Annotated in this window: 19 protein-coding genes and 2 pseudogenes; 13 read left to right on the forward strand and 8 right to left on the reverse strand. The window is 42.7% G+C overall.

Annotation, left to right across the window (positions count from 1 at the left end; genetic code table 11):
* Nucleotides 1-4: 4 nt before the first annotated feature.
* The 3 genes from QZ135_RS12085 to QZ135_RS12095 are packed head-to-tail and all read right to left on the reverse strand — an operon-like array spanning nucleotide 5 to nucleotide 3,503.
* Nucleotides 5-784 carry a glucosamine-6-phosphate deaminase gene (locus tag QZ135_RS12085; protein ID WP_294609305.1) on the reverse strand — a complete coding sequence of 260 codons (780 nt, stop codon included), beginning with the start codon at nucleotides 782-784 and terminating at the stop codon, nucleotides 5-7.
* Between the two features lie 3 nt (nucleotides 785-787).
* Nucleotides 788-2,029, reverse strand: coding sequence for a beta-L-arabinofuranosidase domain-containing protein (locus tag QZ135_RS12090; RefSeq protein ID WP_294609307.1), 1,242 nt, complete (start codon nucleotides 2,027-2,029; stop codon nucleotides 788-790).
* A gap of 46 nt (nucleotides 2,030-2,075) precedes the next feature.
* Nucleotides 2,076-3,503 (reverse strand): glycosyl hydrolase family 28 protein, encoded by a 1,428-nt coding sequence (locus QZ135_RS12095; protein WP_294609309.1) that lies wholly within the window; start codon nucleotides 3,501-3,503, stop codon nucleotides 2,076-2,078.
* A 300-nt stretch (nucleotides 3,504-3,803) separates the two neighbouring features.
* Here QZ135_RS12095 and QZ135_RS12100 point away from each other — a divergent pair, with 300 nt between their 5' ends.
* Entirely contained in the window at nucleotides 3,804-4,853 is a 1,050-nt protein-coding gene (locus QZ135_RS12100) for a substrate-binding domain-containing protein (protein ID WP_294609311.1), read from the forward strand.
* Between the two features lie 34 nt (nucleotides 4,854-4,887).
* Here QZ135_RS12100 and QZ135_RS12105 read toward each other — a convergent pair whose 3' ends face one another.
* Nucleotides 4,888-5,724: a response regulator transcription factor gene (locus QZ135_RS12105; protein ID WP_294609313.1), complete on the reverse strand. Its 837-nt coding sequence runs from the start codon at nucleotides 5,722-5,724 to the stop codon at nucleotides 4,888-4,890.
* Nucleotides 5,725-5,896: 172 nt separating this feature from the next.
* Between QZ135_RS12105 and QZ135_RS12110 the strand changes: the two genes are divergently transcribed.
* The 3 genes from QZ135_RS12110 to QZ135_RS12120 are packed head-to-tail and all read left to right on the forward strand — an operon-like array spanning nucleotide 5,897 to nucleotide 11,622.
* Nucleotides 5,897-7,054: an efflux RND transporter periplasmic adaptor subunit gene (locus QZ135_RS12110; protein WP_294609315.1), complete on the forward strand. Its 1,158-nt coding sequence runs from the start codon at nucleotides 5,897-5,899 to the stop codon at nucleotides 7,052-7,054.
* A gap of 3 nt (nucleotides 7,055-7,057) precedes the next feature.
* Complete coding sequence (locus QZ135_RS12115; protein WP_294609317.1) at nucleotides 7,058-10,261, forward strand: efflux RND transporter permease subunit; 3,204 nt, start codon at nucleotides 7,058-7,060, stop codon at nucleotides 10,259-10,261.
* Nucleotides 10,258-11,622, forward strand: a complete 1,365-nt coding sequence (locus QZ135_RS12120) for a TolC family protein (RefSeq protein ID WP_294609319.1) — start codon at nucleotides 10,258-10,260, stop codon at nucleotides 11,620-11,622. Before QZ135_RS12115 ends, QZ135_RS12120 begins: the two co-directional genes overlap by 4 nt.
* Before the next feature lie 84 nt (nucleotides 11,623-11,706).
* On the opposite strand, the gene QZ135_RS12125 is transcribed toward QZ135_RS12120, so the two are convergent.
* Nucleotides 11,707-12,642 carry a DUF5106 domain-containing protein gene (locus QZ135_RS12125; RefSeq protein ID WP_294609321.1) on the reverse strand — a complete coding sequence of 312 codons (936 nt, stop codon included), beginning with the start codon at nucleotides 12,640-12,642 and terminating at the stop codon, nucleotides 11,707-11,709.
* A 123-nt stretch (nucleotides 12,643-12,765) separates the two neighbouring features.
* Between QZ135_RS12125 and QZ135_RS12130 the strand changes: the two genes are divergently transcribed.
* Nucleotides 12,766-14,109, forward strand: a complete 1,344-nt coding sequence (locus QZ135_RS12130) for an MATE family efflux transporter (RefSeq protein ID WP_294609323.1) — start codon at nucleotides 12,766-12,768, stop codon at nucleotides 14,107-14,109.
* 107 nt (nucleotides 14,110-14,216) lie between these two features.
* Here the strand turns inward: QZ135_RS12130 and QZ135_RS12135 are convergent.
* The 3 genes and pseudogenes from QZ135_RS12135 to QZ135_RS12145 form a co-directional block, all read right to left on the reverse strand.
* Nucleotides 14,217-14,348 (reverse strand): annotated as a pseudogene (locus QZ135_RS12135) (cytochrome C biogenesis protein CycH); the annotation flags it as partial.
* A 217-nt stretch (nucleotides 14,349-14,565) separates the two neighbouring features.
* The gene (locus tag QZ135_RS12140; protein ID WP_294609325.1) at nucleotides 14,566-14,979 is read right to left on the reverse strand and encodes a hypothetical protein; all 414 of its coding nucleotides are present in this window, start codon (nucleotides 14,977-14,979) and stop codon (nucleotides 14,566-14,568) included.
* Nucleotides 14,980-14,983: 4 nt separating this feature from the next.
* A complete protein-coding gene (locus tag QZ135_RS12145; RefSeq protein WP_294609327.1) occupies nucleotides 14,984-15,373 on the reverse strand; it encodes a winged helix-turn-helix transcriptional regulator in 390 nt (129 codons plus the stop codon).
* A 142-nt stretch (nucleotides 15,374-15,515) separates the two neighbouring features.
* Between QZ135_RS12145 and QZ135_RS12150 the strand changes: the two genes are divergently transcribed.
* The 8 genes and pseudogenes from QZ135_RS12150 to QZ135_RS12185 all read left to right on the forward strand — a co-directional run bounded on the left by QZ135_RS12150 (nucleotide 15,516) and on the right by QZ135_RS12185 (nucleotide 21,846).
* A complete protein-coding gene (locus QZ135_RS12150; protein ID WP_294609329.1) occupies nucleotides 15,516-15,944 on the forward strand; it encodes a nuclear transport factor 2 family protein in 429 nt (142 codons plus the stop codon).
* Between the two features lie 278 nt (nucleotides 15,945-16,222).
* Nucleotides 16,223-16,858, forward strand: coding sequence for an N-acetyltransferase (locus QZ135_RS12155; RefSeq protein ID WP_294609331.1), 636 nt, complete (start codon nucleotides 16,223-16,225; stop codon nucleotides 16,856-16,858).
* Nucleotides 16,859-16,984: 126 nt separating this feature from the next.
* The gene (locus tag QZ135_RS12160; protein ID WP_294609333.1) at nucleotides 16,985-17,827 is read left to right on the forward strand and encodes a helix-turn-helix transcriptional regulator; all 843 of its coding nucleotides are present in this window, start codon (nucleotides 16,985-16,987) and stop codon (nucleotides 17,825-17,827) included.
* Nucleotides 17,828-17,936: 109 nt separating this feature from the next.
* Nucleotides 17,937-18,587, forward strand: coding sequence for an NAD(P)-dependent oxidoreductase (locus QZ135_RS12165; protein ID WP_294609335.1), 651 nt, complete (start codon nucleotides 17,937-17,939; stop codon nucleotides 18,585-18,587).
* A gap of 19 nt (nucleotides 18,588-18,606) precedes the next feature.
* Nucleotides 18,607-19,452, forward strand: a complete 846-nt coding sequence (locus tag QZ135_RS12170; RefSeq protein WP_294609337.1) for a hypothetical protein — start codon at nucleotides 18,607-18,609, stop codon at nucleotides 19,450-19,452.
* Nucleotides 19,453-19,557: 105 nt separating this feature from the next.
* On the forward strand, nucleotides 19,558-19,965 hold the full coding sequence (locus tag QZ135_RS12175) for a pyridoxamine 5'-phosphate oxidase family protein (protein ID WP_294609340.1): 408 nt from the start codon (nucleotides 19,558-19,560) through the stop codon (nucleotides 19,963-19,965).
* Between the two features lie 510 nt (nucleotides 19,966-20,475).
* Nucleotides 20,476-20,943 (forward strand): annotated as a pseudogene (locus tag QZ135_RS12180) (DUF3874 domain-containing protein); the annotation flags it as partial.
* 417 nt (nucleotides 20,944-21,360) lie between these two features.
* Nucleotides 21,361-21,846 carry a hypothetical protein gene (locus QZ135_RS12185; protein WP_294609343.1) on the forward strand — a complete coding sequence of 162 codons (486 nt, stop codon included), beginning with the start codon at nucleotides 21,361-21,363 and terminating at the stop codon, nucleotides 21,844-21,846.
* Nucleotides 21,847-22,099: the final 253 nt, after the last annotated feature.

The raw sequence follows: 22,099 nt of genomic DNA on the forward strand, positions 1-22,099 counted from the left end.
GGTATTAAATTTCTAATAAACTTGCAGCATCTTTATCTATAAACAAAGTTGCATCATTGTGTATTCTTAGTATTGATGCCGGACATTTTTCTGAAACCGGTCCATTTAGTGTTTCATATACAGCTTTTGCCTTACGAACGTCAGGAACAACTCCAATAACTGTTTTGCATGACATTAATGCCGGAATCGTTAGCGTGAGGGCTGTTTCGGGAACTTCGTCAAGACGCGAAAATTCCTTGTCATTGACCTGTTGTTGGCGACAGACCACATCCAGAGATGTTTCTCTCACCCATTGAGGATCATAAAAACGAGCTTCATGCGGATCGTTAAATGCTATATGCCCATTTTCTCCAATACCAAGGCTGACGATATCAAGAGGGGCTTCTCTCAGTAGTTTTTCATATCGTTTACATTCAGCGTTGATATCGTTTGCACTTGGATTCACATAATTCACTGAATTGAAGTTCTGTCTGGAGAAGATTCTGTTTTTCAGGAAGTTTCCGAAATTTTGAGGGGCATCATCGCCTAACCCCATATATTCATCCATGTGGAAAGCGTCAATACGGCTAAAATCAATTTCTCTGTCATTGGCTAGAACTTCGAAGAAATCACTTTGAGAGTGGGCAGCAGCAAATATCGCTCTGACGTTTTCTTTTCTGTTAGCCATGATTTGTAAAATCTTCTGCTTGTAAAACTCATAAGCAGATACGCCCATTGCCGCCCGGGTTTCGTAAACGTAAACCTTCAGGGCATCTACTTTTAATTCTTTAATTAAATTCATCATTTCTTACTTGTTGTATTTTAATTGATAATATGCAGCAATAAAACGCAACCCGAACGATGTACCTACGTCGCGACTGGTAAGCCACACCTTTCCTTTCTTAGAGCGGTAGCGCGTATTCACTACGGCTCCACGAAGATTAGGATCAGGATGATTTATTGCATATCGGTTTTTTAGCACCCAGTTTATACTCCTCTCATAATAAGGGGTAAATTCATCGTAACCATATCCAGCCAAGCGTATCCAAAGTATTCCGGCAAAAGCAACAGCCGAACCACATATTGAACCTTTATCCGAAGGCTTTCCGTCTGTATAATTCACATAATAAATGGTCCCGTCTTTTTGCTGTGCTTTGGCATATGTACGAGCTGTCTTTGCAGCCGCTTCAAGATATTTTCTATCTTTTGTTAGTTCATAAGCTTCAAGTAGAGATTCGGCATACCACAAATTGAAACGGGGATGAAAAGAGGAGACTTCCATGTGGTTAGGCATATAACGCATCCATATTCCGTCTTTATCCTGTTTTTCTATCAATGAATTAGATAACAGGATATGTGCATCCCTGAACTTTTCATCTTTTGAGAATTCATAGGCGTCTTTAAAAGGAGACCCTTCGGTATTGGGGCGAGAAACATCTTCCAATTTTTGGTCTTTCTTATTTTTATAAAAAGGACTGTTTTGTGTAAGCACTTCACCTGTTTTCAAATCGGCAAGATCATAGCAAACACCTTCTTCGGGATAATACATATTTTCCAATAACCACTTGGAGGCTGATGTTGCGACTTCTGCATACTTCGGATCACCCGTAACACGGCTTAATTCAAAAATACCCGGTGTACCATCACTTGTTGTGGCAAACACGATTTGGTCATTACCAATATCATCGCCATGAGTAGCCGCAACCATACCAGCAAACCGTGGATTATCTTTTATCTCAAGATTTATCCACCAGTCTCCGGCTCTACGAGCAGCAGCTAAAGCTTCTTTATTTCCGGTAACTTTGTAGGCTTCTAGCAAACCTAATATTACTTGTCCCGTGTGCCAGGGTTCTTCGTAAGGATACCATTTCCCTTCAATCACGTTGTAATCGCAACGTGATTTTCCTTCTTCATCCAGTAATACGTTAGTAGCATATGATGTACATTCATTCAGGGCTTTTATAAGCTCGACCTTTGTTGGTTGTTTTACTATCTGTGCATTTAATATACAGCTGATGAATAGCAATACAGAAAATAATTTTGTTTTCATTATGGTTATTATTTAGTTTTATATATCAAGTGATTTTATCTGAAAATTATTTTAATTCAATGACTGAATTATCCAGTATTCTGATTTCAGCCTTTTTCTTTGCTCCTATTGTGGTTATATTCCGGATATTCCCACCGGTTACGTCATCACAAACAATCGCAGGGCGAGAGTCTTCCTGTTTCAGCTCAAAGACGATGTTATCCAAATTGATGTCATTAACGTGTCTCACATACAAACCATAAGAAGGTAATAATCCGAACATAGTTGATTCGGGATATAGCTCTTCAAGTTCTTTCATAATCACATTATCCATATTTTCGGATATCCCACCGAGACACGCAAAACGACAGTTCGACAATGAGATTCCTTTGATCTTACCTTTGAATATCCCAGTAATAGAGCAACCAATAGGTGAAGAGGCATAAGCGGTTATACCACTGATATTTATATTTGAGATTGAACCGATAGGAGGTTGAGGAGCTTCATTGTAATGTTTGCGTGCTCTATTTCCAAGACGAACAAACAGTGGTACGCGAGGACCATCAACCACAATATTTGAAATATTGATATTTTCCATAATACCACCATCCACTATTTCAAGTGCTATACCGCAGATACCCTCAGGAAATCCAGTCTTCGCATCCTTGGCGGCAGATTTCCGGATTATACAATTGGTAATGACTACGTTCCGGAATCCAGCTGTACTTTCTGTTCCGAATTTTATTGCATTACAATGGCTACTAAGGATACAATTCGATACAACTATATTTTCACTGATACGATCTGTAGTACTTTTGAAGGTAATTCCATCATCATCGGCATCACCAACAATATTGGTAATAACAACGTCCTTGCAACCATCAATATCCATCAAGTCATTGTTTTTATTGGCATGATTGAACACTCTGATTCCATCAATCCGGAGTTTTTCGCATCTTATATAAGATTGTAACCACATTGCCGAACTTCTCAACTCAATGTTTTTCACTGTTACATTCTTACAATCGGCTATCCATAAAAGATATGGACGATTACGATAACGATCGGGCTTTACTTTGGTCGTAACAGGAAAGGCTGCTCCTTGTCCGTCAATAGTGCCTTCGCCTTCTATTGTGATATTATTTACGTTATGGGCAATAATTAAAGACTGGTACACCCATGTATCGCCAAAGAACCTGAATTCAACTGTTGTTTTTGGATAATCGCTTAATTCTTTAGAACCTAATAATCGTGCATTTTTCTCAAGAACCAATGTTGTATTGTCTTTCAAGAATAGTGTTCCAGTAATAAAATCACCAGCTGGAATAATAACTCGCCCTCCATCTTTTGAGCTTTCATCTATTGCCTTTTGTATGGCTTTAGTAGAAACTGTTATACCATCGGTTTTAGCACCGAAGAATGTAATGTTATGATCCGCTCCATAGGTATGAATGAAGGGAATAACGGTCAGAAGAAGAATTTTAATAAGCTTCATATAACGCATACTTTTATTATTTATATAACCGTGTAAAATATATATAAAACGCACGGAATTTGGATGGTATTTTAAAAACAACTGTGGAACAGTGTTTTAAATTAATCGTGTATTTCCGTGTGATTGCAAATATATGAGATTTAATAGAGATAAAACAAATCAAATAATATGTTTTATAACACATGTAGTGGACCTGTAATCAGTGTAGTATATCGTTTTTACCATAAAAAAACAATTCCGTGTATTTGCACGGTAGCGGTTTTATTGTTATCTTTGCACAAAAATTAAATTGCAGAAGGTATGGCAAAGAAGTATAGGATTAAGGATATTGCTGAATTAGCAGGTGTTTCAACTGGCACTGTCGATAGGGTTATACACAACAGAGGTGAAGTCTCGTTAGATAGTAGAAAAAAAATCGAAGAAGTATTAATAAAGATTAATTACTCTAAGTCTTCTGGTGCTCAAATCAAGGAGGGAAATAAACGATTTCGAATATTAGCCATTCTTCCGCAACACGCGGAGGGGGATTATTGGCATGCTGTAAAAAAGGGGATAGAACATATGATTTATTACTCTGCTCATGTTGAGATAAAGCTTAATTTCCTTTATTACAACCAATTCAACATACATTCTTGTCGTGAAGCTTTTAACAAAGCGATATCTATGAAGTCGGATGCTATACTTATAGGGCCCTCTTTTTTTGATGAAACCTTCATGTTTGCCAATCAATTGTTTATAAAGAATATCCCCTATATTTATATTGACACCTTCGTTGAAAACACAAAACCTCTGGCTTTTTTCGGACCACATCCATATCAGACTGGCATTGTACAAGCAAGGTTATTAACAACTATATTAGAAAATGGAAAAGATGCTGTTCTCTTTCAACCTAAAAGAATTGGCGACAAGACGTCAATACAATCACTAAGTAGATCTTATGGCTTCATAGCTTACCTGAAAGAACATTTCCCACATATTAAAGTGCATTCAGGGCAATACAATTATGAAAATAAAAAAGAGAATGACAGGCTTCTTGATCGTTTATTTGATGAGTATCATAACATTGGCGGTGCCGCAGTTTTTGACACTAAAGGATATCTTATCGCTGACTATTTTAAAGAACGCAATATCACTAATATCAAATTAATTGGCTTTGGAACAAACAAGAAAAATGTCGATTGCCTGAAAAGTGGTAGTATAAATTTTCTTATAGCCGAGCGTCCGGAATATCAGGGCGAAGCAGCTATGAGAGCTGCAATTGATTATTTACTGTATAATGAAACTGGAAATATAGAAAACTATACTCCAATAGATATATTAATCAAAGAAACTGTTGACTTCTATAAATAGGTGGCGAGGGCAACTTCGTACTGTTGCCTTTTTCTCATGTCCTTGCTGTCCTGTACTCCTTCGGTGACATTCCCGTGTGTTTTTTAAAGTACCGTCCAAAAAATGATTGGTCGGGGAAATTATAACGATCGGCTACTTCTTTTAATGATAGGTTGGTAGATTGCAACGTTACCTTTATTTCCAGTATAAGGAACTCATCAATGAGCTCTTTAGCAGAAATCTGGCCTACCTCTTTAGTGATGGCAGAAAGGTAGCGTGTAGAAATACAAAGCTGCTCGGCATAAAAGGCTACATCTCGTTGTGCGGTACAATTGGTGTGTACCAGATGAATGAACTTTTTGAACAACTGCCCTTTCCGGTTACCTCCTTCCAATTGTTCTTTGGTGAAATATCGCTGCACTTTATCATAAGTATCCAGAAAGAATATCTGAAGCAGGTTCTGGGCAATGCTCTCGCGGAACTGATTTTCTCTGTCGGCATAGATGGCAGCGCTTGCATCTATCATTCTCAGAATGGGGCGTATTGTTTCGGGTTTGGTATGTGTATAACAGGAGTTTTCTTTCATAAAATGCATGAATGCCGGGTCCAGGCGGAAACACGCCACCCTCATCATCTCACCCGAATAAGCGAAATAGTGTATCCGGAAGTCTGGGCTGGCTGATCTCAGTGAGAGGATGGAACCGGGTAACAACATGATATTCGTATTTGGTATAATGTGATGCTTCTCTAGATCTATGGTGATTTCCGCCTCTCCGCCGGAACAGAACATAAGGACTCCGTTTGTCAGTTTGACGAGTCGGTTGTGGTAAAACTCCAGGTTATCGCTTCCGGATCTGAAAGATTCTGCTTTTGTAGTTAATAGTGGATTCATACTTTATCTTTTTAAAGTTTTGCTGGAACAAAGGTAGCAGTTCTTTTGGAAATGCTAAGCAAGCTGTTCCGAAAATGAACAAAGGAGTGCGACAAATGAAACAAGTTGTTGTTCAAAAACGGCATACCTTTGCAGCCGACATAACAAAAGATGTTTTTAAAAAGATTGTAGTATGACAACAAAGGAGAGATTGATTAGACAGATGATGACATTCATCTGTGGTGTGACATTGGCAGCATGCGGACAGGCTCCCGTCGTGCAGACCAGTTCAGAGTATGAAGTGATGGGAATCACAACTTCCGATAGGGAATTGCAAACGACCTATTCAGCGAGTATCCGTGGGCGACAAGACATTGACATTTATCCGCAAGTATCCGGTTTCCTGACTAAACTTTGTGTGGAAGAGGGGCAGTCTGTCCGCAAGGGACAAGTGCTGTTCATTATCGACCAGGTGCCTTACCGTGCAGCTTTGCAGACTGCCGAGGCCAATGTGGAAGTAGCCCGTGCAAGTGTGGCGACCGCGCAACTGACGTATGACAGTAAGAAAGAATTGTTTGCACAGAACGTAATTTCAGAATTCGACTTGCAGACGTCTTACAATAACCTGTTGACAGCAAAGGCGCAGTTGGCGCAGACGGAAGCGCAGCGCGTGAGTGCTGCCAATAACCTTTCGTATACCGAAGTGAAAAGCCCTGCTGACGGGGTTGTAGGTACGCTGCCTTATCGTGTAGGCGCTTTGGTTAGTGCCAGTTTGCCTAAACCTTTAACCACGGTTTCCGATAATTCAGATATGTACGTGTACTTCTCGATGACAGAAAACCAGTTGCTGGATATGACCCGCCGCTATGGTTCCAAGAACAAGGCACTCGAAGAAATGCCTTATATCTCGCTGATTCTGAATGATAAGTCGATATATCCCTCACAAGGAAAGATTGAGACCATCAGTGGTGTGATAGATACATCAACCGGAACCGTTAGTCTGCGTGCAGTATTCCCCAATAAGGATGGATTGTTGCAGAGCGGAGGTTCGGGTAATGTAGTGGTCCCTGTTCAAAAACGGAATTGTATCGTTATTCCGCAAGCGTCCACTTATGAATTGCAGGATAAAGTGTTTGTATTTAAGGTGATAGACGGCAAAGCACAGTCTGTTCCGGTAGATGTAACCCGCGTGAACGGCGGAAAAGAGTATATAGTGGATAATGGTTTGAGTGTAGGCGACATCATTGTGGCCGAAGGAGTGGGATTGCTGCGTGAAGGCACACCGATACAGCCCAAGTCAGCATCTTCTGCCGCACAACCAACTGATAATCAACAAACAAAGGAGGATTAATTCATGAATTTGAGAACATTTATTGAACGCCCGGTATTTTCGGCAGTCATATCTATTACGATTGTCATCCTGGGCATCATCGGGCTGTTTACCCTGCCCGTAGAACAATACCCCGATATTGCTCCGCCTACCGTCATGGTAAGCACCAATTATTTCGGTGCCAGTGCGGAAACATTGCAGAAGAGCGTTATCGCACCGTTGGAAGAAGCTATCAATGGTGTGGAGAACATGACTTATATGACTTCCAGCGCCACCAATGCCGGTACGGTTTCCATCACCGTTTATTTCCAACAGGGCACTGACCCCGATATGGCGGCGGTTAATGTGCAGAACCGTGTGTCCAAAGCTACGGGACAGCTCCCGGTGGAAGTTACCCAGGTGGGTGTGACGACTATGAAGCGCCAGACCAGTATCTTGCAGATGTTTTCGCTGCATAGTCCTGATGACTCTTACGACGAAAATTTCCTGGCCAACTATATCAGCATCAACCTGAAACCGCAGATACTCCGTATTTCCGGTGTGGGCGATATGATGATTATGGGTAGTGACTACAGTATGCGCGTTTGGATGAAACCCGATGTGATGGCACAATACAAACTGATTCCGTCGGATGTGTCGGCAGTCCTTGCTGAACAAAACATTGAGTCGGCTACCGGTTCGTTCGGTGAAAATTCAGACGAGACTTACCAGTACACCATGAAATATAAAGGTCGTCTTATCACACCGGAGGAATTTGGTGAAATTGTTATCCGTTCTACGGAAGACGGCGAAGTGCTGAAATTGAAAGATATAGCCGACATCGAGCTAGGCAAGGACAGTTACGCTTACAAAGGTGGCATGGACGGTCATAATGGCGTATCCTGCATGGTGTTCCAGACAGCCGGTTCCAATGCAACGGAAGTGAACCAGAACATCGACGACTTGCTGGATGAAGTGCGTAAGGATTTGCCGAAAGGCATAGAACTCACGCAGATGATGAGCTCCAACGACTTTCTGTTCGCTTCTATCCATGAGGTGGTGAAGACGTTGATTGAGGCTATCATCCTCGTTATCCTGGTGGTGTATGTCTTCTTGCAGGACATCCGCTCTACGTTGATTCCGCTGGTGGGTATCGTTGTTTCGCTGATTGGTACGTTTGCTTTCATGGCAGTGGCGGGATTCAGTATCAACCTGATAACGCTGTTCGCCCTGGTGCTCGTGATTGGTACGGTGGTGGATGATGCCATAGTCGTCGTCGAGGCGGTGCAGTCGCGTTTCGACGTAGGGTATAAGTCCTCTTATATGGCAAGTATCGACGCAATGAAAGGCATCAGTAATGCGGTTATCACCTCTTCGCTGGTATTTATGGCGGTGTTTATTCCGGTGTCGTTCATGAGTGGTACGTCCGGTACGTTCTACACCCAATTCGGATTGACGATGGCGGTTGCCGTAGGTATCTCGGCCGTTAACGCTTTGACGCTGAGTCCGGCACTTTGCGCCTTGTTGCTGAGACCTTATATTAATGAGGATGGCACGCAAAAGAATAATTTCGCAGCACGTTTCCGCAGGGCATTCAATACTGCTTTTGATGTGGTGGTTGAGAAGTATAAAGGTGCGGTGCTGTTCTTTATCAAACGGCGCTGGCTGTCGTGGTCATTGCTGGCTTGCTCGGTGGTGTTGCTGGTGGTTCTGATGAACTCGACGAAGACCAGTCTCGTGCCCGATGAAGACCAAGGGGTACTGTTTGTCAATGTAAGCACGGCTCCGGGCAGTTCTCTGAAGACGACGGACGAGATTATGCTCCGCATTGAAGAACGCCTGGAAAGTATGCCGCAGAAGCTGCATATTCAGAAGGTGACCGGTTATGGTTTGTTGTCCGGACAGGGAAACTCTTTCGGTATGATTGTGGTGAAGTTGAAACCTTGGGATGAACGTACGAAGAAAGAAGACCAGGTGCAGGCGGTCATCGGACAGATTTATGCCCGCACGGCAGACATCAAGGATGCCACGGTATTCGCCATTGCTCCGGGTATGATTCCGGGTTACGGTATGGGTAACGCTCTCGACCTGAATGTGCAGGATAAGTTGGGTACGGATGTGAATACATTCTTCCAGACCACCCAGCAATATCTGGGCGCCTTGAATCAACGTCCCGAAATCTCCATGGCCTATTCTACTTTCGACGTGCGCTATCCGCAGTGGATGGTGGAGGTGGATGCTGCCAAGTGCAAGCGTGCCGGTATCACTTCCGATGCGGTGCTCTCCACGCTGTCGGGCTACTACGGCGGACAGTATGTGTCCAACTTCAACCGTTTCTCTAAAGTATATAAGGTGATGATTCAGGCCGACCCACAGTATCGTATGGATGAAAGTTCATTGGATAACGCCTTTGTCCGTATGGCAAATGGTGAGATGGCTCCGTTGAGCCAGTTCGTTACGCTGACGCGTACGTATGGCGCTGAGACGTTGAGCCGTTTCAATATGTACAACTCTATTGCGGTGAATGCCATGCCTGCCGAGGGATATAGTACGGGTGACGCTATCCGTGCCGTGAAAGAAACGGCGGAGATAAGTCTTCCGAAAGGTTACGGTTACGACTTTGGTGGTATCACACGTGAGGAAAACCAGCAAAGCGGTACGACGGTAATTATCTTCGCTATCTGTATCCTGATGATTTATCTGATTCTGAGTGCGCTTTATGAAAGTTTCATTGTTCCGTTTGCGGTGATTCTGGCCGTTCCGGTGGGGTTGATGGGTACTTTCCTGTTCGCCAAGATGGCGGGATTGGAGAATAACATCTACTTGCAGACAGGTCTGATTATGTTGATAGGTTTGCTTGCCAAGACTGCCATTCTGCTGACGGAGTATGCTGCCGAACGACGTAAGGCTGGTATGGGGCTGATTGCTTCTGCGGTCAGTGCCGCCAAAGCCCGTCTGCGTCCTATCCTGATGACGGCGCTGACGATGATTTTCGGTCTGTTCCCGCTGGTAGTGGCTACCGGAGTGGGTGCTAACGGTAACCGTTCGTTGGGTACAGGTGTAGTAGGTGGTATGACTATCGGTACACTGGCATTGCTTTTCATCGTCCCGGCTCTGTTCGTCACCTTCCAGTGGCTGCAGGAGCGTCTTCGTCCGGCACAATCCATGCCGACCAAAGATTGGCAGATTGAGGAGGAGATGGAAGTGAGTAAGAAAGAAATAGAAGAACATCAATCAAAAGAAAAATGAAGAAACAAATCATCACTTTAGTTGTCGCAAGCTGCCTGTTGAGCAGTTGTGGCATCTATACCAAATATGAACGTCCCGAAGTCAAGACCGACGGACTTTACGGGCAGGATGTAGAGGTGGAAGACACCACTTCTATCGCCTCCCTTTCCTGGCGGGAGTTGTTCACCGACCCGCAACTGCAATCTCTCATCGAGCACGCGCTGCAAGGCAACACCGACTTGCAGTCCGCTCACTGGCGCATCAAAGAGGCGGAAGCCACTCTTTCTTCCGCCCGTCTGGCGTACTTGCCTTCGTTTATGCTGACCCCGCAAGGTGGTGTCAGCAGCTTCGATAAATCCAAAGGCTCCTGGACGTACACCGGCATTGCATCCGCCAGTTGGGAGATTGATATTTTCGGCAAACTGACCAATGCGAAACGTCGTGCGAAAGCTCTCTATCTTCAAAGTCTGGAGTATGAACAAGCCGTCACCACATCGCTGATAGCCAATGTTGCCAATATGTATTATACCTTATTAATGCTCGATGCCCAATACAACGTCTCTGCCGAAACTGCCGTGAAATGGCGCGAAAGCGTGAAGACCATGCGTGCCATGAAGGCGGCAGGTATGACGGATGAGGCCGGAGTAGCCCAGACCGAAGCAAATTGCTACATGGTGGAGGCTTCTTTGCTCGACATCAGGCAGCAGGTTCGTGAAGTGGAGAATTCCCTTTCCATCCTGTTGGGCGATGTACCCGATGCCATTGACCGGGGAAAACTGGAGGGACAGGAATTTCCGGAAGAGCTTGCTATCGGCGTGCCTTTGCAGTTGCTTTCCCGCCGTCCCGATGTAAAGAGTGCGGAACTTTCTCTGGCACAGGCTTTCTATGGTACTAATGCTGCCCGTTCGGCATTCTATCCGTCCATCACATTGGGAGGCACGGCGGGCTGGACCAACTCTGCCGGAAGTATGATTATCAACCCTGGAAAACTATTGTTGTCTGCTGTCGGTTCGCTGACGCAACCTTTATTCAATAAAGGTCTGAATATGGCGCAACTGAAAATAGCCAAAGCTCAACAGGAAGAAGCTAAACTTTCGTTCCAGCAAGCCCTGCTGAATGCAGGTAGCGAAGTGAACAATGCACTGACGCAGGTGCAGGTGGCCCGTGATAAGACGGAGTTGCGTGACGGGCAAATCTCTTCTCTGGAAACCGCCGTGCGCAGCACCCAGTTATTGATGAGGCATGGTAATTCCACCTATCTGGAGGTACTTACCGCACAGCAATCCCTGCTCTCTGCCCAACTGACGCAGATAGCCGACCGGTTCGATGAAATACAGGGAATTATTAATCTCTATCAGGCCTTAGGCGGTGGTAGGGAATAAAAGAAAGCTTGTTTTTTCATCCCCTTTTGCTCCTTTTTCCGGATTTCATAACCCCGGTGAAAGTGGCGAAAGGGGATTTTAACGTTATTGCCGCTGTTGCAGATACTGTTCTATCTGTCCCACAACCGCATCTTTCAGCAACACCTTCTTATTCTTATCCAGTAAATACAAAGTAGGTATTGCTTTCAAATCATACAGGTTCTTTTCCTTAATCATTAATTTCTTATCATACCCGTTTATCCACTCCTTCGGGAAATCGGACAGATGTCTTTCCCATTCCTCTTTATCTTCATCCGGATAAACAGACAGTATCTTTAAGTTTCCAGCTTCAAATTCCTTGTTGATGGCGGGGGCTTGCTTCAACTCCTTGATGCCTTCCTCGCAGGCATGGCATCCCGGATTGTTGATGAACAACAGCGTGTAGTCTGCCTTTACTCCGTATAGCGTACCACTCTTTCCCGATACCAGCGTATAGGTGAAATCTTCCGCCTGTCTTCCCAAACGGTTCTGTTCTGCCAGATCCCGCCGTCCTTTCGGAAGTATCTTTTCCGTATCATCCAGCACGGTGCTTTCCAGCATGGCATCCAGCACCGGAATATAAAGTTCTTCGTTCCGCATGGGCGAGTTCGGGTCGTACAGGTATTTTTCGGCTAAATCCGTAAAGTAGAAGAAAACCTTTTTCTTCTTTCCCGCATCCTTATACATCTGTTTGATGGCACTAATCGCAGCTTCTTCTGGCACAAGTTTCATAATGTCGATATAATCCACCCACGCCTGTTCCATCACTTCCCGATGGTCGAGATAGGTGGTATCAGCGAAATTCACATTTTCCCAGTAGTGGCGCACCAGATAATCCGCGCGCGATTCGGGAGTACTCAGCATAGCTGGTATGACAGGCAGGGCAAATATCTTTATACTGTCACTTTTAATGTCTTCTGTTTGATTATCAGATGCCTTACGATTCCCGCATGCAGTGCAGAGAATCAGGAACAGAAAGAAAATGTTGAGATAAGTTTTCATAATCCGGTTGATTTATAATATTCTAAAGCACAAAGATAAAGAAATTGCTTTAATTACCATTTGTTAAGTATCAGCAATTTTATGAGTCCTACCTTTGCCCCGCTTTTTTAAAAACAATGAGATATGCAAAGGGATAATCTGGATTTCAGAAACATGAGTGTGAGTAAGTTGTATACAAAACAACTCTTCCCCACGTTGTTGGGTATGGTGTCATCCGCGTTGTTTACCGTGGTCGATGGGATATTCGTGGGACGTGGAATAGGCAGTGATGCGATTGCGGCAGTGAATATCGCAGCACCTGTTTTTATGATTGCCGCCGGGCTGGGACTGATGTTCGGTATGGGTGGAGGCATTCTTGCATCCATCAACCTCTCGCGTGGCAAGTGGCTGATAGCTAATATCAACGTTACACAAGCGGTGGTCATACTGACGATTGTCAGTGTTGCCATGGGGATATTGCTGACTGTTTTTCCGGAAACGGCAGTAACCTTGCTGGGAGCCGAAGGGCATCTGACGGAACTGGCGGCGGAATATCTGTTCTGGTTCTCCATATCCATTCCGTCCACGGTGTTGTTGGTGGCACTGCCTTTCTTTGTGCGCCTGACGAACCCGAACTTTGCCATGTGGGCCATGCTGGCGGCTACGTTTGTCAACATCCTGCTCGATTATATTTTCATCTTCATTTTCGGATGGGGACTTTTCGGTGCTGCCATTGCTACCGACCTGGGTGAGTTGGTCGGAACCTTCATGTTGCTGGTTTATTTGTTCCGTCCGTCTGTGGCTATCCGGTTTGCCCGTTTGAAGGTGAGCGTCAAGAGTATCCGGCTGACACTGAGGAACACGTGGTATATGCTGAAACTCGGCGTGTCATCCTGTTTGAGTGAAGTCACCATTGCCGTAATGGCTATTGCGGGCAATTACGTGTTTATGAGTCACTTGGGAACCGACGGAGTAGCGGCTTATAGTATCGTCTGCTATCTGTTCCCCATTATTTTCATGGTGTTCAATGCGATGGTTCAGTCGGCACAACCCATTATCAGCTATAATTATGGCTGCGGACAGATTGCGCGTTCCAATAAGGCATTGCGTTTATCAGTGACCTCTGCCGTTATTTTTGCTTTGATGATAAGCGGATTGTTCGTGTATTTCTCCGGAGAAATTGTTTCGTTGTTCTTGCCGGACAGGGAAAGTCATGCCTGGCAGTATGCAGTTGCCGGTCTTCCCCTGTTTGCCGTTGATTATATTTTCTTCGGAATCAATGTCATCGCTATCGGGTATTACACCAGTATCGAACGGATAAATCGTGCGATGAGGCTTACTTTGTTGCGAGGTGTGCTGCCGGTACTGTTCTTTTTTGTGTTGCCTTTGTTGTTCGGGGTCACTGGCATCTGGCTCGCGGTGGCGGCAGGAGATATGACTGCTGTGGCGATTATTGTGATCTTGACTTTAAGGGATAAAAAGAGGTGATGTTTATGATTATTTTGTGAGGTCACGAAGGTGATAGAAATGAGTGTTGCGTCAAAAGACTGATAAACTTATCTGGCTTTTGACGCAACTTATTGATATAGCATGGTTTAATTGTTCCTATTAATCAGATTCACCACTACCTTTACCACGATGTCTTTTTCTTCTGTCCGGTTCTCTGCAATCATCAATGTGAGAGCTACCAAGGCATTGTTGTCAATGAGCCGTAAACCGTCTTCTTTTGATGGTGCTCTTCAAATCTACCAGTTGTTGCTCTTTCATTTGTTGGTTGACGGCGTATCCTTTTATCAGATAGCTTTTCAGGACTTTGTTTGCCCATTGGCTTTCATATAATATATGACATATTCTATACGAACATCCTGCTCTTTGTCGAGCCCATTTTCTACTTCAAATGAGAAAGCCAAAGAAGGTGCTTCGATCATACAGTCATTTGTTTTATCATCTTTTCGCCCCATACCTGATGATAAAAGGACGCATGGCAAACTCACAACTGATGAAGCGGGTTATTCGTTCAAAAGCGATAACGGACGTTTCATAATCGTCTATACCATATAATTCCACGTAATCAGATAGAAACATATAAGCAATCAAACTATCTTCGGCCGCGACCTTTTCCAACTCGCCGGTCAGTTTCAGCAATATCTCCACTGCTTTCGGGTAATCATCCGGCATATAACTGTGCAGTACCCGTGTCGTGTACCGCATTTTTTCTTGTATTCCATAATTGTCGAAACCAGCGGAGAAAATATCTTTTATAAAATTCTCCTTCTCGAATATTGGGGATAGAGCCTGCAAAATATCGGTTAGTTGGTTGTAACCCCGGAGATTATATGCATCTTTTATTAATTCCATAATTTTAATCGATAGCTAAATGTCCTAATTTATTTGATACGAGATTTCGCAGACGCTCCCGGTGTTCATCTCCCCACTCGCCTAATACGGATATAACAGGAATTAAAGATTCTCCAAGTTCGGTCAGGTTGTATTCCACCTTGGGAGGAACTACCGGATAAATCTTTTTTGTAATCAATTCGTGTTCTTCCAACTCTTTCAACTGTATATTCAGGACCCTGCGAGAAGCATTCGGGATCTTACGTTGTAATTCGCTCGGGCGTTTATGCCCTTCATGGATAAACCACAATAAACGGATTTTCCATTTGCCGTAAAGGACTTCACCAATCAGGTCAAGGCCGCAATTCAAATCCAATGGTATCTTTCTTTCATACATAGGCACAAATATACCCATACATTCAAGATCGCACAATAGGGGAATAAATTATCCCTATCCGAATCATTTTTCCGTACTTGCCTGAACGCAGCATATAGTCTAAATTTGCACAAAAGAGTGAGACTGATTACCCTATGTAATAACTTAAAAAAACAGAAAGATGAAAACAGATAACAGTAATTTGAAGGCAGACAAAGAAATCCTTATCGCTATGGTCAAGGATATGACAAAATCAATGACCGGCAAGCAAAGCACCATGAATTGGGCTGAAAATGCCTTGTGGTTCGATATAGCTCCCTTTGTCTCGAAAGGGATTAAGCCTGCGGTTAAGATGTTCGACGATGTTTTTATTCAATTAACATCATGCGATATCGAAATCATGGAACATGAAATATTCATAAACGAAAGTCTTGCGATAGTCTGCTCCATACAACGTATGGTAGTAGTAATGAAAGACAGTACGGCAAACACTACCCGTATAGTCCGTCAAACGGATTGTTTTGAAAAACAAAATGGCGTATGGAAATTAATTCACGAACATACTTCCGCTCCTCTTGGAGGCGATTGGGATGGTACAATTGTAGAGTAGTTTAATTTTGTGGGCATATCGTTGGCTATTCCTAATAAAATCCGTATCTTTACAGTCATATAAAAATAAGAAGCGCCTTTATGAGATTTGATTCCGTGTAAATATTCTTTGTATTTCCTCGTCTATTGGAAAGTTGTACCTTGTCGTGATAGGAGGAATTTCAGCTTTTTAATCAACTACTTTTTGTTTAACTGTATTGTTCTGTTGGTGTCTTTCTGCCGACAGAGATGTAGCAGTGGACAAAAGCGAATAAATCAACTATATAAAATTGAAGAAGTATGGAAATCAAATTAAGATTGGAAGAAGAAAAAGACTATCGGCAAGTTGAAGAAGTAACCCGCGAAGCATTCTGGAATGTTTACGCCCCGGGTTCCGATGATCATTTGCTTGTTCATAAACTAAGAGATAAACCGCAGTTTATTAAAGCGCTCGATTACGTGGCAACCCACGACGATAAAATCGTGGGGCATATCATTTATGTGGAAGGGGAAATAATCGCTAACAACGGTAAAGAGCATAAAATAGCGGCTTTCGGCCCTGTAAGTGTATTGCCCGAATATCAACATAAAGGCGTCGGTAGTAAATTGATAACCCACACTGCAAAACTGGCAAAAGAGATGGGCTACCCGGCTATATTAATATATGGCGAACCTGAATACTATAAGCGATTCGGATTCAAATTGTCGAAAGAGTATAAGATAACTAATCAGGACAAGAAATATCCGGCTGCCATGCAGGTATGGGAATTGTATCCCAATGCCTTGAAAGGAATTGAAGGGATATATGACGAAGGCGGTATTTATGAGATAGACCCCTTAGAGTTGCAGGAATTTGAGAGTGGATTTCCTGTAAAAGAAAAGAAACATACAAAAACACAGGAAAGATTTATGGAATTGATAAGCAAGTTCATATAATCACAATCCCCTGAATCTGATAAGGAATGAAATGAAAAGAGCCATTTTGCTGCAAAGCGAATGGCTCTTTCTCAATGTTCGTACAGAAACGGGGTAAATTGCCAATAAATCACTACCTTTGCACCCATGAATGCAGATATCCGGACATTTGAATTTAAAGCCCTCCCCATTGAAATAGAGGTGAAAGACTTGAGGTTTGCCAAAGAGTTACCGAAACTGCTCGGACAACCCCACAAAGCCACCTTCTACCAAATTATTTGGATTACAGACGGCGAAGCTATATTCCGTATCGACTTCCGGGATATAACTATACAATCAAATGAGATTCTGATTATATCGGCAGGTCAGGTCTGCGAATTCGACACAAAATCAAACTATTCCGGTAAACTGATCCTATTCACAGGAGCATTCTTCACGATGACAGAACTTGATTCTAATTTCCTGCATACCGCTGAAATACTTAATCCCGTCAGTCTGAATAAAACAGTTTCCATTTGTCCGCAGCTTACAGGAAATCTCACCGCTCTGCTGGATGAAGAGCTGAAACATTCTGTCGATAAATTCCAGGCAGGCATAGCCCAAAGTTTCTTGCGTGTCCTGCTGCTTGAAACAGAGAGGCAACTGGCTGCAAATCCTTCTTCTTTATCTAACAACATTGGGCGAAAGTTTTACAATGCAGTGGAACAGCACTTTAAAGAAAACCGTAACACTGAATTTTATGTCAATCTGTTAGGAGTAAATGAGAAAGCCCTATCGAAGGAAGTAAAAGCCCTTACAGGGAATACACCAAAAATCTATATAGATTCGCGTATCATACTCGAAGCTAAACGACTATTATCATACAGTAACCTATCAATAAAAGAAGTAGGCTTCGAACTTGGTTTTGACGAGCCAACCAACTTTAACAAGTATTTCCGTAAGCATACAGGCATAACACCCACCCAATTCCGGGATTCCACAAAGAAATAACCCGCCAGCGGAGATTTACCATTATTTGACGCTGATGTATTATCACCCCCACTTAGTTTGCCTGTACTTTTGTATTGTTAAGCATTATAATAATTTTAAAAGTATAGCAATGAAAAAGATCGTATTAATAGGAGCAAGCGGATTCGTAGGTTCTGCTATCCTGAACGAAGCATTAAACAGGGGTGTTAAAGTTACAGCAGTAGTCCGTAACCCCGAAAATGTAAAAATCTCAAACCCTGACGTAACTATCGTTAAGGCTGATGTGTCGGATGCCGATAAGGTAGCCGAACTTTGCAGAGGAGCTGATGCTGTTATCAGCGCATACAATCCGGGATGGGCTAATCCTGATATTTACGACCTGACATTGAAAGTGTACCCACAAATTCTTGCAGGTGTTAAAAAAGCAGGTGTTAAAAGATTGCTTATTGTAGGCGGTGCAGGTACACTCTTCGTAGCTCCGGGACTTCGTGTAGTGGATTCAGGTGCAATCCCTGCCGAAATTATGGGCGGTGTAAAATCACTCGGCGAATTCTACCTGAATACCCTGATGAACGAAAAAGACATCGATTGGGTATTCTTCTCTCCGGCAGGCTCATTGGAACCGGGCGAACGCACAGGCAACTACCGTTTAGGTAAAGACGACCTGATTGTGAATGATAAAGGCGAAAGTAAGATTTCTGTTCAGGACTATGCTAAAGCAATGGTAGATGAACTGGAAAACCCTGCACATCACAACGAACGTTTCACTATCGGTTATTAATTCATAAAAGGAAGAATAAATGAAAAAGATATTATTTGCAATCGTAGCAATGGCAGTTACTTTAACTGCATCGGCACAATTCAAAGGCGAAATAGAGGTTTACAAACTGGATAATTTTACGATCCATTCCTATAAATCATTCGAAGCAATGGCCGACCTTTCTTTCATTATAGAAGGAAAAGACGGATTGGTTATATTGGAACAACAATCATTCTTTCAGTCCATGACAGATTTCAATAATTATCTGGCAACGTTGAATAAACCAGTGGTAAAAGTTATTGCCAACTATCATACAGGCGGACTTGCCGAATGGAAACCGGAACAAATTGTAATGGTGGAAGGGATGCCTGAATTTGAAAAGGGTGAAATGTATGGCGGTATGCTCAGCTATTTTGCCCAAATCTTTGAGGGGGCGATGGACTTACGTCCTCATGGAGAAGTGGCAACCGTGGCTTTCAACAGTACCCAGAACTGGGCAGGTCTAAACTTTAAATTCCTACATGGCGCAAAAAGTGATTTCCCTGCTGCATCTATCAATATAGCAAATAAAGTCTATTATACTCATTTCGCCCCTGCATTTGCCCATATGGGAGGTGAACAGCTTAACAGTGTTGCAGCTATCGATGCAACGATTGCCGAACTGACAAATGCAAAAGCATCAGGTTGTGTGTTGTTTATCGGAAGTCATGGTACACCAAGCCGATTGGATGCTGTAGATTTTCAACTGGCTTACCTTGCCAAGATGAAAGAAACACTCAACAAAACCAACGATAAGAATGAGTTTGTAAAAATAATGACTGATTCTTTTGTTGGAATACCGGGCGTTGACAACCTGACAAAAGTTGCTGGTACACTTTATAAATAATAGCCACTAAGTTAAGGATTTGCCACAGGATATTATCTATTGCCGGGGGACCTCCGGCAATAGATAAAGAATATTTGAGTGCGCAAATAACCATTTAAGTAAAATATGAACGAGATATACGATTTCTTAAATAAGAATAGGAATGTTGCTTTCGCAACGGTTGGCGAGGACGGGAAACCTAAAATCAGGGTTTTCCAGATAATGAAGATTGACGAAAAAACAAATACGCTTTATTTCGCGACTTCGCCTAAGAAAGAGGTTTTTGTACAATTACAATCAAAACCTTCGGTCGAACTGCTTGCCATGTCCGGCAATATCTCTGTACGTATATCCGGTGATGCCCCGTTTAATGTATCGGACGAGGTGTGCCGGGAGATGTATGATGCGAATCCTGTTCTGTCAAGGCTATATAAAAGCTATCAGGACTTGGCGTATTTCAGTGTTCCGATAGTAACGCTTGATTACTTCGATCTTACGACAACTCCGCCTACATTGGTCAATTATAAATTTTAGATTTTGTATACATAAACAATTGCCTTGCTCCCTTCCACACTCTTCTATTCCTTTATCCATTGACCTTAACGTGTGGAAGACTCTTTTGTGTTTCTCTTTTGTGCCTTCTCAATGTCCCCAACTCCTGTTTTTGCCGGCAAACAGCGTTCTATTAAGTAATAGGGCAAAATCCCCTCTTATATATAAGAATAACACATTTTAGCCAGGCTCTTATAAAAGAACTACTGGAGTAGGTCAATCGAACAACACTTGTTGTTTAAATAATCGACTCTAGTTGTTCAAGTAACCGACTACAGTCGTTCTTTTATAATACTGCCCTTTAAAATCCTTCTCCTTTAGTCTTTGAGACGTTAAGAAAGCACCTCGTTTATTAAAATAATCTGATAATTAATTCCGCTAAATACTTGAAAACCGCCATTCCTGTGTAGCTAATTCGTGCCATTAATCACTAAATAAACAATGGAATTATGAAGACAAAAATCATGCAATTCATCGCCTCTCTTTTAGATCATTGGTACGAGCAATCGTTTCGACCTGCTTGCCGATCCTGCCGGCAGTCGGCGTTTTCTCTGCGTTGAGGTAAAAGACAAGATAGACTGTGCTCATATCGAACATAAGCAAATCTATGCCCAGTTGAAGCAAGAACTTCTGGCCGGTGCCCGTTATTGGTTTACGGCAGAGGAAGAATGTGAGTTGCAGGAGCATAATCGGGTATTCCAGCGTTGCAATTTGATGGAAGAAATTCTTCGTTCCTGTTTCAGTCCTTCCACTGCCGAAGATCAGAATGGAGTGGTGCTGCATCTTTCGGCTGTTGACATTTTTAAGGCCTTGAAGAAACAGAACCCGGTAGCTATGCGGGGAATAAATCCGAATGCATTTGCGCAACAGCTTGCCCCATTGGGATTTCCTCGTTCGCGCAGCCGTTATGGTAATTATTATTCAGTTGTTTCCCTATCTACACCCCCTTCCACTCGTTAATGCCGATGAATAAGCCGTTCCATTGGTGTGGAAGGGGGAGGGAGCATTTTATAGTGAGGTACTTATCTATTGATAAGCAGTTTGAAAGACTTTTATTTTAGAATATATTTTGGATGGGAGTCAAAACAAATGAATGTTTTTGTTGTTGGGTATGAAAAAAAACGTATCTTTGCAACTGAAGCATTGACATGATAATATTTCAATATAGTCATGTCCTCTTCCGGAGTAGTCTAAATGTGGCAATTTAATTGATGCCCGGATGAGCGTAGCCTGTATCAGTCATTGGTACGGGCTTACTCGTCCTGTGTCAAGGGTGCGCCACATACCTGACTACTGGGATTGGTAAGACCCCGTACCTTTATAATATACCATTATAGCCGTATAGGGTTGATTTTAAACTAAATAATCAAACACTATATGGCTAATTGGGTATCTGTGAAATTAGCAGCCGGAAAATACGGCATTTCCGAGGAACGCATCCTTGAATGGATCAGGCTTAGTTATCTAACGTATTCGTCTTTAGATAAGGAGCCTTATGATGACACCAATCCGATGGTAGATACGGAGGAGCTTGATAGAGCCCTTGTCTTTAATTCGATAAAATCTTATCCTGATGATGAAACTGTTGAGCGTCTTCCGATAGAGCATGTGAATTGGCTTTATCAGGAAAATGCCCGATTGGAGAAATTCAACAATGATTTGCTGGAACAAAACTATGTGCATACTCAACGGGAAGAGAAATTAATAGCCGATTTGGAGAAAATGACTGATCTTGCCAATGAGGTTCTTTTGCTGCATGCTAAAGTTGTGGACAATTATAAGAGCAAGATTTCAGAAAAGGAAGGCATATGGGCTTTCCTCTGTAGTCTGTTTACTTGGAAAAAGAAGAAATTCCTCATCTAACCAATTATATATACCGTTTCTTTTTCAATCCTTTTTCATTTCGTGAATGCGGAGTCCTTTTTTAGGGCTTCGCATTCTTTTGTCTTTCGCACGCGCGCATAATATAATTATGTGTAGTGTCTTGTGCCCGTCCACGTTCTTCCTTAAAATTATGTTCTACAACATCCTTATCAATCAGCGTTTTATGAATTAGTTTCTGAAATCCGGTGAAAAAATGTTAGATATATTTGGATTGAATAGTAATATCGACTAC

This window comes from uncultured Bacteroides sp. (assembly GCF_905207245.1).
Taxonomy (GTDB): Bacteria; Bacteroidota; Bacteroidia; order Bacteroidales; family Bacteroidaceae; genus Bacteroides.

Coding starts and splice junctions, on each gene's coding strand:
- QZ135_RS12085 (WP_294609305.1), bottom strand. CDS start 784: ATGATGAATTTAATTAAAGAATTAAAAGTAGATGCCCTGAAGGTTTAC.
- QZ135_RS12125 (WP_294609321.1), bottom strand. CDS start 12,642: ATGAAAACTTATCTCAACATTTTCTTTCTGTTCCTGATTCTCTGCACT.
- QZ135_RS12100 (WP_294609311.1), top strand. CDS start 3,804: ATGGCAAAGAAGTATAGGATTAAGGATATTGCTGAATTAGCAGGTGTT.
- QZ135_RS12130 (WP_294609323.1), top strand. CDS start 12,766: ATGCAAAGGGATAATCTGGATTTCAGAAACATGAGTGTGAGTAAGTTG.
- QZ135_RS12145 (WP_294609327.1), bottom strand. CDS start 15,373: ATGGGTATATTTGTGCCTATGTATGAAAGAAAGATACCATTGGATTTG.
- QZ135_RS12175 (WP_294609340.1), top strand. CDS start 19,558: ATGAACGAGATATACGATTTCTTAAATAAGAATAGGAATGTTGCTTTC.
- QZ135_RS12170 (WP_294609337.1), top strand. CDS start 18,607: ATGAAAAAGATATTATTTGCAATCGTAGCAATGGCAGTTACTTTAACT.
- QZ135_RS12120 (WP_294609319.1), top strand. CDS start 10,258: ATGAAGAAACAAATCATCACTTTAGTTGTCGCAAGCTGCCTGTTGAGC.
- QZ135_RS12160 (WP_294609333.1), top strand. CDS start 16,985: ATGAATGCAGATATCCGGACATTTGAATTTAAAGCCCTCCCCATTGAA.
- QZ135_RS12185 (WP_294609343.1), top strand. CDS start 21,361: ATGGCTAATTGGGTATCTGTGAAATTAGCAGCCGGAAAATACGGCATT.
- QZ135_RS12105 (WP_294609313.1), bottom strand. CDS start 5,724: ATGAATCCACTATTAACTACAAAAGCAGAATCTTTCAGATCCGGAAGC.
- QZ135_RS12165 (WP_294609335.1), top strand. CDS start 17,937: ATGAAAAAGATCGTATTAATAGGAGCAAGCGGATTCGTAGGTTCTGCT.
- QZ135_RS12115 (WP_294609317.1), top strand. CDS start 7,058: ATGAATTTGAGAACATTTATTGAACGCCCGGTATTTTCGGCAGTCATA.
- QZ135_RS12095 (WP_294609309.1), bottom strand. CDS start 3,503: ATGAAGCTTATTAAAATTCTTCTTCTGACCGTTATTCCCTTCATTCAT.
- QZ135_RS12140 (WP_294609325.1), bottom strand. CDS start 14,979: ATGGAATTAATAAAAGATGCATATAATCTCCGGGGTTACAACCAACTA.
- QZ135_RS12150 (WP_294609329.1), top strand. CDS start 15,516: ATGAAAACAGATAACAGTAATTTGAAGGCAGACAAAGAAATCCTTATC.
- QZ135_RS12110 (WP_294609315.1), top strand. CDS start 5,897: ATGACAACAAAGGAGAGATTGATTAGACAGATGATGACATTCATCTGT.
- QZ135_RS12155 (WP_294609331.1), top strand. CDS start 16,223: ATGGAAATCAAATTAAGATTGGAAGAAGAAAAAGACTATCGGCAAGTT.
- QZ135_RS12090 (WP_294609307.1), bottom strand. CDS start 2,029: ATGAAAACAAAATTATTTTCTGTATTGCTATTCATCAGCTGTATATTA.